Raw genomic sequence first — 13,227 nt, 5'->3', positions numbered from 1 at the left:
TTCCCGGCCGCACGTACTTCTGGCACGGACGAAGGGGACGACATGACAGGCGAAGGACGACGCTTCGTCCAGGTCGACGTGTTCGGATCGCAGGCGTTGGCCGGCAACCCGGTTGCGGTGGTCGTCGACGCGGACGGGCTGACGGACATTGAGATGGAGAGGTTCGCGCGCTGGACGAACCTCTCCGAGACGACGTTCCTGCTCCCGCCGACGGATCCGGCTGCCGACTATCGTCTGCGCATCTTCACGCCAGGCGGCGAGCTGCCGTTCGCCGGGCACCCGACACTCGGCAGCGCGCACGCCTGGTTGCGTTCGGGCGGCGTGCGGCGATCGACGGATGCCGTGGTGCAGCAGTGCGGTGTCGGTCTCGTCGAACTGCGCACCGACGGTGACCGCCTCGCGTTCGCCGCTCCGCCGCTTCTGCACTCGGGCGCCGCCGACGAGGAGACGACTGCACGCGCTGCGGACAGTCTGCGCATCCGCCGCGACGAGGTGCTGGCCGCGGAATGGGTCGACAACGGCCCAGGATGGCTGGCCGTTCTGCTCGGCTCGGCCGAGGAGGTGCTCGCGCTGAGACCCGACTTCGGGTCGATGAAGGGCTTGAAGGTCGGAGTGGTGGCACCTCAGACCCACGACCATGATGCCGACTTCGAGGTGCGCGCCTTCGTGCCCGACCTCGGCATCCCCGAGGATCCGGTCACAGGAAGCCTGAATGCCGGGCTCGCCATGTGGCTGATCGGCTCAGGCCGAGCCGCCGACCACTACGTCGCCGCCCAGGGGACGGCGATCGGCCGGAGCGGGCGCGTCCACGTGGACAGGAACGGCGACAGGTACTGGATCGGCGGGGAGACGCGCACCGTCATCGAGGGATCCGTCGCGTTCTGACCAGAGTGAGGGGGCGGACGTCCTCCCGGCGTCCGCCCCCTCACTCTGGTGGTCAGTAGTCGGTCGGATCGTCGCGTTGCGTGGTGTCGATCTGCCGTCCCGTGTTGGGATCGACCGAGGTGCTCCGCGTCACCTTCGAGGTGCGCTTGCGTGTGATCAGGACGATGCCGAGGATCGTCACGATGACGCCCGCGACCAGGCAGATGTAGCCGACCATGTGCAGGTCGATCCAGCCGAGGTCCACGTTGAGCGCGAACGCCAGGATGGCACCGACGACGATCAGGAATATCCCGCCTCCGAGGCTCATGTGCTTCTCCTTTGCTCGGTTGTCCATCCGCGGGCGTCGGCTCGCGGACATGCGGTGCACGGGCTTCGTGCAGCGCGGCGGACCCAGCGTAGGAGCGTTCGCGGCACGTGCGGCAGGGCTCGACTACGGCGCAGCGACGGTGTATGACGCGTGCGGGCGCGTGCGATGACCAGCGCATCCGGTAGCGTTTCGCCGTTGCCTGCAGCGTCCGTCTGCAGTTTCCCCTGCAGTGATGCGGAAGGTGCGCGATGAGGCGTCGTGGGTGGCTCGTGCTCGAACTGGCTGTGCTCGCCGTTCTCACCTTCGCGGGGTATTGGCTGCTGTGGTCCTCCCAGCATGCGATGTGGACGAATGGGCTCACCGCGACGTCGAGTGCGACCTATCCCCGAGCCGGAGCGGATGCCGACGCCGGCGCGATGCAGTCGGCGCGCGTGATCCTGTTCGGCGTTCTCGTCACCGCGCTCTTCGGCTGGATGCTGGCCCGTGCACCACGCTTCGCGAGCGCAGGCCTCGGCTGGTACGCGCTCGGGATCCCCGCGGTCGTGGCGGTCGCGCTCTTCTTCACGACGCCCACACTCTCCATCGACGCCTACTCGTACCTGTCGCACGGGTACCTCGCAGCCACACCAGGCTCGAATCCCTACGTCGACCCCTCGGCATTCGTTGCCGGCACACCATACGGCGAACACCTGCTGGCGGCGGGCTGGCAGGCGGTGCACCCGCAGACCCCGTACGGGCCCGTGTGGACCACGATCGAACGGCTCGCGTTCGTTGCATCAGGCGGAAACGTGTACGCCGGAATCCTGTTGGTCAAACTGCCGGTGGTGCTGGCGGTCTTCGGCACGGCGCTGCTCATCCGCCGCTTCCTCCTGCGCACGCGCAGTGACAGGGCCCTGGGCGGCACCCTGCTCTACCTGGCGAACCCGCTCGTGCTCATCGAGCTGGCCGGCGAGGGCCACAACGACGGCGTGATGGCGTTCTTCCTGGTGCTGGCCATCGTGGCCGCGGCACGCCGCTGGGCCTTCCTGGCCGTTGTCGCGCTGACCTTCTCCGTGCTCGTCAAGCTCAATGCGCTGCCCTTCGCGCTGCCTCTGGCAGTGGCGCTCATCGCGACGCGTCGCTCGTGGTCGCGACTGGTCTGGGAGGTCGGCGCCGGCGTCATCCTGTGCGCGTCTCTCACGGTCGGCCTGATGGTGCCCTACTGGGCCGGATCTGCCACGTTCCTCGGTCTGGTGTCCAGCGGAACGCCGTCGCCGGGCCTCTCGGTTTCGGGCCTCGTGCTGAACACTGCAGTCATCGGCGCCCTGCTCGTGCTCGGAACGGCGGCCGCGAGCATCCTGGCACGCACGGTTCGCGGTCTGGTGCTCGCGTGCGGGATCGTGTCGCTCCTCGTTCTTCTGCTGCTGCCGCTCGAATGGCCCTGGTATGCGGCGCTTCCCGCAGCCGTGCTTCCGCTGGAGGCGGGTCTCGTCGAGGTCGTAGCGGTGCTCGTGCTCACCCTCGGCTCGCGGCTGGTCGCACCGATCGGAGACGCTGCATCCCTCGGCGTCGTCGGCACCGATCTGTTCACCAGCACGCAGGAACTCGTCGGTCAGACGATCCCGGCGATCGTCGGCCTGGCGGTCACCGTCCAACGCCCGATCGTCGAATGGCGGGCCGCGCGGCGCGAGCGGCGGATGACGGACCGGGCCGGCTAAGGGCTGCGGGTGATCACGTGCGGCGTCGCCGCGCGGGCTCAGTCCTGCTCGTCCCGCCTGGTCGAGTCGATCTTCTGGCCGGTCCTCGGGTCGATCGTGGTGCTGTGCGTGACCTTGGACGTGCGCTTGCGCGTCAGGAGCACGATTCCGAGGATCGTCACGGCGACCCCCGCGATCATCAGGATCCAGCCGACCAAGTGGAGGTCGATCCAGCTGGGGCTGACGTTGATAGCGAACGCCAGAATGGCGCCCACGACGATCAGGAAAATTCCACCACCGAGACTCACGACTTCCCCTTTCGTCGTTCCTTACAGCCTACGTTGAAGGGTCGGCGGTGGATGCTGCGGCATGCGGCGACTACTGAGGATCGTCGAGCAGCCCTGTCACGTACGCGACGATCGCGTCGAGGTCCTCTCGTCCGATGCTGCCGCCGCCCTCCCGCAGCACGGAATTGAAGTAGAGGCCGTCCGAGACGAGGGAGACGACCCTGGCGAGCACGGGGTCGGGCACGCTTTCGCGCACGACGGCGAGCCAGGCGTCCTGCATCTCCCGCAGAGCCGCGCGGACCCGTTCGTCCTGAGCGCCCGCGAGCGCGAAGCACGCCATCGCGCTTCGCTCGAGCGGCGTGCCGGAACTGACCGAGGTGCGCAGGAGGTACTCGATCGGACCGGACGAGGCGGAACGGATGTCGCCGACATCCTGCTCGACGAGCGCGTGCAGCCTCTCGACGAGGCCGTCGACCAGCGCGTCCTTCGACGCGAAGTGGTAGAGCAGACCACCCTTGGAGACCTCGGCCCGCGCCGCGACGGCGTCCAGGGTCGCCGCGCGCTCGCCCTCGGTCGTGAGGATGGCCTCGAATGCGTCGAGGATGCGCTCACGAGTTCTCCCGCGCTCGCTCATGATGACCTCCACTGCTCAGGGAATGCTCGGCTTGTCCGTTTAGTGTACCGGCTGGACGGTAAAGAATCCTGGGTGCACAAGGCGCCCGGACGGAAAGCACGAGGGGGAGAAGACGCGATGACGACCATGACGACCGAGATGCGCACGCCTGTCCGGCGTGCCGGGGCCAGGCAGTGGGCGGCGCTTTCCGTTCTCATGCTGCCGGTGCTGCTGGTGTCGATCGACAACACGGTGCTCAACTTCGCGTTGCCCGCCATTTCCACGGCGCTGGAGCCCAGCGGCGTCGCTCTGCTCTGGATCATCGACATCTACCCGCTGGTGCTCGCGGGCCTGCTGGTGGCGATGGGATCCCTCGCCGACCGGATCGGGCGCCGCAAGCTCCTCATGATCGGGTCGATCGGATTCGCCCTCGTCTCGGTGCTCGCCGCCTTCGCGCCCACCGCCGGCTTCCTCATCGCCGCCCGGGCCCTACTCGGATTCTTCGGCGCCATGCTCATGCCGTCGACGATGTCCCTGCTGCGCTCGATCTTCACCGACCGCGATCAGCGTCGGCTGGCGATCGCCATCTGGTCGGCCGGCTTCGCCGCGGGATCCGCGCTCGGTCCGATCGTCGGCGGCCTGCTGCTTGCGCACCTGTGGTGGGGATCGGTGTTCCTGATCGCCGTGCCCGTGCTCGCACCGATGCTGATTCTTCTGCCGCTCCTGGTGCCGGAGTCGCGGGATCCGCATCCGGGCCCGGTGGACGTGGTGAGCATCGTGCTCGCCCTGGGCACCATGGCGCCGCTCGTGTACGGCATCAAAACGCTGGCGACGGAAGGGATCGGCATCCTGGGCATCGTCGCGGTGCTGGTCGGCGGGCTCTGCGGCTGGATGTTCGTTCGCCGTCAGCTGCGGCGTCCGAACCCGATGCTCGACGTGCGTCTGTTCACGCGCCCGGCGTTCAGCGGGGCCGTACTGGTGAACCTGCTCAGCGTGATCGCGCTCGTCGGCGGACTCTTCTTCGTGTCGCAGCATCTGCAGCTGGTGCTGGGGCAGGACCCGGTGCAGGCGGGCCTCACGCTCCTCCCCGGGCTCATCACGATGATCGTCGCCGGCCTCGCCGTGGTGCCGATTGCGCGCCGGGTGCGGCCGAGCGTCGTCATCCCGGTCGCCCTCGCGTTCTCCGTGTTCGGCTACGGTTTCGTGGCCGTGATGGCCCACAACCTGACGGTGCCGGCCTTCATGGTCGCGTTCGTCGCGCTCGGGATCGGGATCGGTGCGGCCGAGACCGTCTCCAATGAGCTGATCATCGCGACCGCGCCCGCGGAGAAGGCAGGAGCGGCATCGGCCGTCTCCGAGACCGCGTACGAGCTGGGCGCAGTGCTCGGCACGGCCATCCTCGGCACGATCATCACGGTGTTCTACCGCGGGTCGATCGTGCTGCCCGACGGGCTGACCGCCTCCCAAGCGGATGTCGCGAGCCAGACGATCGGCGGCGCCGCCGCGGTCGCCGGGCAACTGCCGGCAGCGCAGGGACACGCGCTGATGGCATCGGCGGGCGCCGCGTTCGACAGCGGCGTGACGGTGACGGCGGCGATCGGATCCGGGCTCGTCCTGCTGGCCGCGATCATCGCGGCGATAAGCCTGCGACGCGAGCGGGCGCACTGAGCTCGCATCTGCATCCCTCAACACGCAGATAGCGACTGCACCGTTCTGATGCTTAATCGGTTTGTTGATAGGAGCGAGCTCGCATCCCCAACCCTCAATCGCCCATATCGCGGCTGCGCCGCTCAGAGGCTCAATCGCGGCGGCCCCGCGAGCGCGAGCTCGCGCGTCCGACGCTCAATCGCCTCTAGGCTTGGTATCCCACCTGATTTCACGTTGTAGGAGCGCCATGTCATCGGTCGTCAAGCTCGCCGTCATCCCCGGCGACGGCATCGGACCCGAGGTCGTCGCGGAAGCCGTCAAGGTTCTCGACGCCGTCACCGATCCCGCGGAGGTCGTCTTCGACAAGACGTACTTCGAGCTCGGCGCGGCCAGGTACCTGGCGACCGGCGACACGCTGACCGATGAGGATCTCGCATCGATCGCCGGGCATGACGCGATCCTGCTGGGCGCCGTGGGAGGCAAGCCAGGAGATCCGCGCCTGGCCGGCGCGAACATCGAGCGCGGCCTTCTGCTCAAGCTGCGGTTCGCCCTCGATCAGTACGTGAACCTGCGTCCGACGGCGATCCTGCCCGGCGTGACCAGCCCGTTGTCCGATCCTGGCGCCGTCGACTTCGTGGTCGTCCGTGAGGGCACAGAGGGTCCCTACGTGGGTAACGGCGGCGCCATCCGCGTAGGCACGCCCCACGAGATCGCCAACGAGGTGTCGGTGAACACGGCCTTCGGCGTCGAGCGCGTCGTCCGTTACGCGTTCGAGCAGGCCGAGCAGCGCCGCAAGAAGCTCACGCTCGTGCACAAGACGAACGTGCTGGTGCACGCCGGCGGTCTGTGGAAGCGCATCGTCGACGAGGTGGCAGCCGAGCATCCGGACGTCGCAGTGGACTACCTGCACGTGGATGCCGTGACCATCTTCCTCGTCACCGACCCTGCTAGATTCGACGTCATCGTCACGGACAACCTCTTCGGCGACATCCTGACCGATCTCGCGGCCGCGATCAGCGGTGGCATCGGTCTCGCGGCATCCGGCAACATCAACCCGGACGGCGCGTTCCCGAGCATGTTCGAGCCGGTGCACGGCTCGGCGCCCGACATCGCCGGAGAGGGCAAGGCAGACCCCACCGCCGCCATCCTCTCCGTTGCGCTGCTGCTCGACCACCTGGGCTTCACGGATGCCGCACATCGCGTGCGAGCGGCCGTCACGTCCGACCTCGCGGAGAGGTCGAGCGGAGGCGGACGAGCGCGCACGACGAGCGAGATCGGCGATGCGATCGCCGCCCGCGTTGTGGCGTAGCAGGCGCAGAGACGTAACCTTTTTCACAGGCGTGATGCCACGCATCCGCCACCTTTCGCCAAAGGGGTAGCAATGACCATTCCGCTCACGGACATCTCCAACCCGCCCGCCACGGACCGCACCCTGCTCTGGCAGGTCACGCGGAACGAGAACCCGACACCCGACGCGGAGCGAGAGGCCATTCTGGCGAACCCGGGTTTCGGCCAGAAGTTCACCGACCACATGGTGGACATCTGCTGGTCGGAGAAGGGTGGCTGGCACCGGCCGCGCGTGAGCCCGTACGGGCCGATCGAGCTGGATCCGGCCGCCGCCGTCCTGCACTACGCGCAGGAGGTCTTCGAGGGGCTGAAGGCCTATCGGCACGCTGACGGCTCGATCCACACGTTCCGGGCAGACCAGAACGCGGCGCGCCTGCAACGGTCGGCCCGCCGGCTGGCGCTGCCCGAGCTGCCGACGGAGTACTTCGTGGATTCCATCCGCCGGCTGGTGGGCGTGGACGGCGCCTGGGTTCCGTCGGCGGGGGAGACCAGCCTCTACCTGCGCCCGTTCATGTTCGCCAAAGAGGCGTTCCTCGGCGTGCGTGCGGCGAAGAAGGTCGCGTACTACCTCATCGCCAGCCCAGCCGGTGCGTACTTCGCGCACGGCGTGCAGCCGGTGAACATCGCGCTCGCGCCGAACTACTCCCGCGCGGGCAAGGGCGGCACGGGCGCAGCGAAGACCGGCGGCAACTACGCGTCGAGCCTCCTTCCGCAGGCCGAAGCGTATGAGAAGGGGTGCGAGCAGGTGCTCTACCTCGACGGGGAGTACCTCGAAGAGCTCGGCGGCATGAACATCGTGCTCGTGCGCCGCGACGGATCGCTGATCACCCCGGAATCGGACTCGATCCTCGAGGGCATCACGGTCAAGTCCATCCTCGAGTTGGCGGCTGACCGCGGTCTCGGGATCGAGCAGCGGCCCGTGACGATCACGGAGTGGCGCGCCGGTGCGGCATCTGGGGAGATCGTCGGCGCATTCGCCTGCGGTACTGCCGCCGTTCTGGTGCCGATCGGACGCCTCGTGGCCGACGACTTCGAGATCGTGCACGATGGACCGGAGGCGTCCGAGCTGGCGCTCTCGCTGCGCGAGGAGCTCACGGACATCCAGTACGGCCGCCGCGAGGACCGGCACGGCTGGCTGACCCGGCTGGACGCAGAGACTCCGGCCGCCTGACCGTGAAGATCGCGCGCTTCAGCCACGGCGGGTCGATCGCCTTCGGCATCCTCGACGAGGACGACCGCGAATGGGTCGTGCTCTCCGGTGACCCGATGTACGCCGGGTTCGACACGACCGGCGATCGTGTGAAACTCGCGGATGCCGCTCTCCTCGCCCCGGTCCTCCCGCGTTCCAAGGTCATCGGCATCGGACGCAACTACCGCGACCACGCGGAGGAGATGGGGTCAGAACCCCCGGCGGCACCCTTGATGTTCCTCAAGCCGAACACATCGGTGATCGGACCGGATGACGCCATTGTGCTGCCTCCGCAGTCCGAGCGCGTCGAGCACGAGGGCGAGCTGGTGGTGGTGATCGGACGCATCGCGAAGGACGTGTCCGCCGAGAACGCGCTCGACTACGTGTTCGGCTACACGGTCGGCAACGACGTGACGGCTCGCGACCTGCAGCGCGCGGACGGTCAGTGGGCGCGCGGCAAGGGATTCGACACGTTCGCACCGCTGGGTCCGGTGATCGAGACCGAGTTCGACGTGGCATCCGCCACGATCGAGACACGCGTGAACGGGGAGGTGCGGCAGTCCGGGCGGACGGCGGATCTCATCCACGGCATCCCCGAGCTCGTCGAGTACGCATCGAGCGTGTGGACCTTGCTGCCGGGCGACGTCATCATGACCGGCACTCCGGCCGGCGTCGGACCGCTCGTGGCCGGCGACCGGGTCGAGGTGTCGATCAGCGGGCTCGGCACGTTGTCGAACCCGGTGCGCGCCAAGGGCTGAGCCGAACCGGTCGCCGGCCCCGGCGGCCGTAGACTGTGCGCCATGTCGGAGGGCTGGGGGGACTTCTTCGTCGCGGTGGCCGGTGCCGCAGCGGCGCTGGCGGGTCTGATCATCGTGGCGATGAGCGTGACGATCAAGGAGATCCTGGCGTCGCGCACCCTGCCCTCCCGGGCGGCCGCGACGGTGAGCTCGCTCGTGCTGATCCTGGTGCTCGCGGTGGTGGGACTCATCCCGCACCAGGCCGATGCGGCGCTCGGCGTCGAGATCGTGGTGGCGAGCGTGATCGGGTTCGCCCCGCCGCTGCTGATGGCGCAGCGAGTGCTCACTGATACGACGTTCCACGCGGGCGTCGCGACACGCGTGTTCCGGGTCGTGGTGGGGCTCCTGCCGGTGCTCCTCGCGTTGATCGGAGGTGTTCTCGTGATCGCGGGTGCGTCGTCAGGGCTCTTCGTGGTCGCCGCAGCCATCGCCCTCGTCTTCGTGACGTCCATGCTCAACGCGTGGGTGCTGCTGGTCGAGATCCAGCGCTGATCTTCCGTCGTAGACCGGCCGAGGAGGTCGCGGGTTCAAGCCCCGTTACTCATCAGCGGCCGAGTGCCCGCAGTGCGCTCTCGACGTCGGTGTCGTCGTTCCACACGTGGAATGCGACGCGGGCCCGCCCAGCCCGCCCTGACGCGACCATTCCTGCTGCGGTGAGTCGTGCGAGCGCGTCTCCGTCCGGATCCTCCCAGGTGACGATGGCGCTCCCGCTCGCGGCGACGCCGAGGCCGTCGGCCAGCGCGTTCGCCAGTGCGACGTCGTGGTCGTGGATGGCGCGGATGTCCGTGCTTGCGAAGAGGCGCAGCGCAGGTGCGCCAACGTGCACGGCCTGCCAGGCGGGCGACACGTCGAAGCGCCGTGCTGATGCCGCCAGCGGCGCGGACGGACCGTAGCACGACACCCACGGATCCTCGCCGGCGTACCAGCCGGCGTTGACTGCTGTGAGATCTTCTGCAAAGTCGGGCGAGACGGCCATGAAGCAGACGCCACGTGGCGAGCACAGCCACTTGTAGGTGTGGCAGATCATGGCATCCGCCGTCCACGCCTCCAGCGGCAGCCAGCCTGCGGCCTGCGTCACGTCGCACAGCACGCGGGCCCCGACCTCGTCTGCGGCGGCGCGGATGCCACGTGCGTCGGCGATCGCGCCGGTCGCGGACTGCACGAGCGAGTACACGACCAGCCACGTGCTCTCGTCGACGGACTCGGCCAGAGCGGAGAGCGGTACGTGCCGCACCCGCACGCCACGGCGCTCGTGCTGCAGGAACGGGAAGACGACGGAGCTGAAGTCGCCGTCCACGCAGAGCACCTCGGCGCCGTCGGGGACGGAGGCCGCGACCATCCCCGCGAAGACGGAGGTCTGCGACCCGATGGCGACGCGGTCCGGCTCGACGCCGGCGATGCGGGCGAAGTCGGCGCGCGACGCAGCGACGGCCTCGTCGTAGTGGGCGGGGTTAGCCTCGCCGCGCTGCCAGAGCTCCAGGTCGGAGCGGGCAGCGGCGACCGACCCCGCAGGCGGCAGCCCACCGGTGCAGGCCGCGAGATACCCGGCGCCGATTCCGACGAACTCGTCGCGGAGCCGCGCGAGCCCGCCGATGGTGGACGCCGCGAGGTCAACGCTCGCGGGCATCGAGGGTGCCGACGCCGGCGGAGCTGAGGAAAGGGGAGCGAGGTTCACCTCATCAGCCTGGGTGTCATCCGAATATTGCACAATCGCAGGTGTTCGATGCATCGCATAACGCGTGCTTATGATTTGACCGTGACACTGCAGCAGGATCCGACCCCGTCGCTCGAGCTGGATGCGCACACCCTGCGCATCGTGCGCGCCATCGTCGAGCACGGCTCGATCACCGCCGCGGCCGCGGCCCTCGGATACAGTCAGCCCGCCGTCAGCCAGCATTTGCGCCGCACGGAGGCCCGGATCGGCATGCCCCTCGTGGCGCGGTCGGGACGCGGGGTGCGCCTTACCGAGGCCGGCCGAGTGCTGGCACGCCACGCCCGCACGATCACAACGGCGCTGGATGCCGCAGCCGGCGAGCTCGCCGAGCTGTCCGGGCTGCGGGCGGGCCGCGTGCGGCTCGCCGCCTTCCCGACGGCGTCGTCCACGCTGGTTCCGCAGGTACTGCGGCAGCTGGCGGCGGCGCATCCGGGAATCGGCATCACGTACCTCGAGGCGGAGCCGCCCGAGGCAGTCGAGGCGGTGCGCGCACAGCAGGCCGACCTCGCGATCACTTTCAGTTACCCGGGCGACCGCGTGGATCCGCACGGGGAGAGCGCGAGAGGCCTCGTCGTGATCCCGTTGTGGGAAGACGAGATGATGGTGGCGCTTCCGGCCGGGCATCCGGCGTCGAGGGGCAAGCGCGTCGATCTGGAGTCGCTGAGCGAAGAGAACTGGATCGCCGGATGCCCTCGGTGCCGCGGCCATCTGCTCCAGCTCGCCGAGACATCCGGTTTCCAGCCGTCGATCGCCTACGAGACGGACAACTTCACCGCCGTGCTCGGCATGGTCTCGGCTGGGCTGGGCGTTGCGATCCTGCCGTCGTTGGCGCTCGCACTGTCGAACGTGCCGTCGGATGTGGCCATCCTGCCGACAGCGAACCGCGATCGGCGCACGATCCACCTGGTCGCGGCGCAGGGCAGCGACCAGGTACCGGCCATCGCGGCGACCGCCGCTGCGGTGGTCGAGCTCGACGGTGCAGCGTGGTCGCTGCGGACGGCATCCTGACGCGTCGCCTAATATCCGCCGCACGATATCCACCGGAAGTGAGCGACGCCGCGTGAGCCTGTGCCGTCCATCACCGAAAGGCCCGACCGCCGCCCCGTAGAATCGAGGGCGATGTCCGAGACCTCTGCACCGGCCGCGTATCCGTTCACTACCGCCACCGGAAGCGACGTTCGCGTGCGCTTCTGCCCTTCGCCCACCGGCACTCCGCACGTGGGCCTCATCCGCACGGCGCTGTTCAACTGGGCGTACGCCCGGCACAACGGCGGCAAGCTGGTCTTCCGCATCGAGGACACGGACGCCGCGCGCGACTCCGAGGAGAGCTACGAGCAGCTGCTCGACGCGCTCTCCTGGCTCAAGATCGACTGGGACGAGGGCGTCGTAAAGGGCGGACCCGACGGCCCGTACCGCCAGTCGCAGCGTTCGGAGATCTACGCGGCCGTGCTCGACCGGCTGATCGATTCCGGACACGTGTACGAGAGCTACTCGACGCCAGAGGAGATCGAGGCGCGCAATGAGGCGGCAGGACGCCCCAAGCAGCACGGCTATGACAACGGCGACCGCGACACCACCGACGAGCAGCGCGAGGCGTACCGCGCAGAGGGCCGCCAGCCGGCGCTGCGCCTGCGCGTTCCCGACGAGGCGCTCGACTTCGACGACCTCGTGCGCGGACCGATCACGTTCCCCGCTGGATCGTTCAGCGACTTCGTCGTCGTGCGCCCCAACGGCCAGCCTCTCTACACGTTCGTGAATCCGATCGACGATGCGCTCATGCGGATCACGCACGTGCTTCGCGGGGAGGACATCCTGCCATCGACTCCACGCCAGATCGCGCTGTACCGGGCGCTCATCGACGTCGGGATGACGGACTTCGTGCCACGCTTCGGACACCTGCCTTCCGTGCTCGGCGACGGCAACAAGAAGCTGTCCAAGCGGGATCCGCAATCCAACCTGTTCCACCACCGCGATCGCGGATTCATCCCAGAGGGCCTCGACAACTACCTCGCCCTGCTCGGCTGGGGCTACTCGCACGACCGCGACGTGTTCTCCCTCGACGAGATGGTCGAGAAGTTCGACGTGGCAGACGTGAATCCGAATCCGGCGCGCTTCGACCAGAAAAAGGCGGAGGCGATCAACGCCGACCACATCCGACTCCTGGAGACGGCGGACTTCGCAGAGCGCACCGTGCCGTATCTGGTGCAGGCGGGGATCCTCTCCGAGCCTCTGACCGATGCGCAGCGCGCCATCCTGGACGCCGCGGCCCCGCTCGTCCAGGAGCGGGTGCAGCTCCTCGGCGAGACTCCTGGCATGCTGGGCTTCCTCTTCACGGATGCCGCGGCGCTGGACTACGACGACGACGCGCTCGGCACGCTCCCGGAGAACACCGATCAGGTGCTCGCGTCATCGATCGAGGCCCTCGACCACCTCGCAGAGCACCTGTGGCACCACGACGGCATCGAGGTCACGCTCCGCGCGGCCTTGATCGAGGTGCTGGGACTCAAGCCGCGCGTGGCCTTCGGTCCACTACGCGTCGCGATCTCCGGACGCCGTGTGTCGCCCCCGCTCTTCGAGTCGATGGAGATCCTGGGCAAGGCGGAGTCGCTGGCGCGCCTGCGGCGCCTGCGGCTGCACGTCGCCGCCGCCTGAGCTCCCGAGTCCTGGCGCGAGCGGAGCGAGTCGAAGGGCCGGAGTCGAGTCCTCGAGCATCGCCGACGAGAGGAGCGCCTCGAAGGGCGCGCCGACGGCCGGCCCGTTTTGGA

Annotated in this window: 13 protein-coding genes; 9 read left to right on the top strand and 4 right to left on the bottom strand. The window is 68.6% G+C overall.

Going from position 1 to position 13,227, the window contains the following annotated elements; translation table 11 throughout:
• Positions 1 to 42: 42 nt before the first annotated feature.
• A complete protein-coding gene (locus HII28_RS04070) occupies positions 43 to 885 on the top strand; it encodes a PhzF family phenazine biosynthesis protein (protein WP_170024241.1) in 843 nt (280 codons plus the stop codon).
• 52 nt (positions 886 to 937) lie between these two features.
• Here HII28_RS04070 and HII28_RS04065 read toward each other — a convergent pair whose 3' ends face one another.
• Positions 938 to 1,192 (bottom strand): DUF6458 family protein, encoded by a 255-nt coding sequence (locus HII28_RS04065; protein WP_170024240.1) that lies wholly within the window; start codon positions 1,190 to 1,192, stop codon positions 938 to 940.
• A gap of 248 nt (positions 1,193 to 1,440) precedes the next feature.
• On the opposite strand from HII28_RS04065, the gene HII28_RS04060 reads away from it, so the two are divergent.
• Complete coding sequence (locus HII28_RS04060; protein ID WP_170024239.1) at positions 1,441 to 2,889, top strand: hypothetical protein; 1,449 nt, start codon at positions 1,441 to 1,443, stop codon at positions 2,887 to 2,889.
• A gap of 38 nt (positions 2,890 to 2,927) precedes the next feature.
• Here the strand turns inward: HII28_RS04060 and HII28_RS04055 are convergent, their stop codons facing one another.
• Positions 2,928 to 3,176, bottom strand: a complete 249-nt coding sequence (locus HII28_RS04055; RefSeq protein WP_170024238.1) for a DUF6458 family protein — start codon at positions 3,174 to 3,176, stop codon at positions 2,928 to 2,930.
• Positions 3,177 to 3,246: 70 nt separating this feature from the next.
• Positions 3,247 to 3,789, bottom strand: coding sequence for a TetR/AcrR family transcriptional regulator (locus tag HII28_RS04050; RefSeq protein WP_170024237.1), 543 nt, complete (start codon positions 3,787 to 3,789; stop codon positions 3,247 to 3,249).
• A gap of 117 nt (positions 3,790 to 3,906) precedes the next feature.
• On the opposite strand from HII28_RS04050, the gene HII28_RS04045 reads away from it, so the two are divergent.
• From HII28_RS04045 to HII28_RS04025, 5 genes are all read left to right on the top strand, one after another.
• A complete protein-coding gene (locus tag HII28_RS04045) occupies positions 3,907 to 5,436 on the top strand; it encodes an MFS transporter (RefSeq protein WP_170024236.1) in 1,530 nt (509 codons plus the stop codon).
• 226 nt (positions 5,437 to 5,662) lie between these two features.
• A complete protein-coding gene (locus HII28_RS04040) occupies positions 5,663 to 6,724 on the top strand; it encodes a 3-isopropylmalate dehydrogenase (protein ID WP_170024235.1) in 1,062 nt (353 codons plus the stop codon).
• 72 nt (positions 6,725 to 6,796) lie between these two features.
• Positions 6,797 to 7,933, top strand: a complete 1,137-nt coding sequence (locus HII28_RS04035) for a branched-chain amino acid aminotransferase (protein ID WP_170024234.1) — start codon at positions 6,797 to 6,799, stop codon at positions 7,931 to 7,933.
• 2 nt (positions 7,934 to 7,935) lie between these two features.
• Complete coding sequence (locus tag HII28_RS04030; protein ID WP_170024233.1) at positions 7,936 to 8,709, top strand: fumarylacetoacetate hydrolase family protein; 774 nt, start codon at positions 7,936 to 7,938, stop codon at positions 8,707 to 8,709.
• 42 nt (positions 8,710 to 8,751) lie between these two features.
• On the top strand, positions 8,752 to 9,240 hold the full coding sequence (locus HII28_RS04025) for a hypothetical protein (protein ID WP_170024232.1): 489 nt from the start codon (positions 8,752 to 8,754) through the stop codon (positions 9,238 to 9,240).
• Positions 9,241 to 9,292: 52 nt separating this feature from the next.
• Here HII28_RS04025 and HII28_RS04020 read toward each other — a convergent pair whose 3' ends face one another.
• Positions 9,293 to 10,375 carry an aminotransferase class V-fold PLP-dependent enzyme gene (locus HII28_RS04020; protein ID WP_170024231.1) on the bottom strand — a complete coding sequence of 361 codons (1,083 nt, stop codon included), beginning with the start codon at positions 10,373 to 10,375 and terminating at the stop codon, positions 9,293 to 9,295.
• 129 nt (positions 10,376 to 10,504) lie between these two features.
• Here HII28_RS04020 and HII28_RS04015 point away from each other — a divergent pair, with 129 nt between their 5' ends.
• Together HII28_RS04015 and gltX are read left to right on the top strand one after the other, a co-directional pair.
• The gene (locus tag HII28_RS04015; protein WP_346769176.1) at positions 10,505 to 11,470 is read left to right on the top strand and encodes a LysR family transcriptional regulator; all 966 of its coding nucleotides are present in this window, start codon (positions 10,505 to 10,507) and stop codon (positions 11,468 to 11,470) included.
• Positions 11,471 to 11,581: 111 nt separating this feature from the next.
• A complete protein-coding gene (gltX, locus tag HII28_RS04010) occupies positions 11,582 to 13,114 on the top strand; it encodes a glutamate--tRNA ligase (protein WP_170024229.1) in 1,533 nt (510 codons plus the stop codon).
• The last annotated feature ends 113 nt before the right edge of the window (positions 13,115 to 13,227 follow it).

Origin of the sequence: Planctomonas sp. JC2975 (assembly GCF_012985205.1) — a bacterium.
In the GTDB taxonomy this organism is placed as follows: domain Bacteria; phylum Actinomycetota; class Actinomycetes; order Actinomycetales; family Microbacteriaceae; genus Humibacter.
The sequence above is the reverse complement of the archived record's forward strand: the minus strand, read 5'-3'. Positions and strand labels throughout refer to the sequence as shown.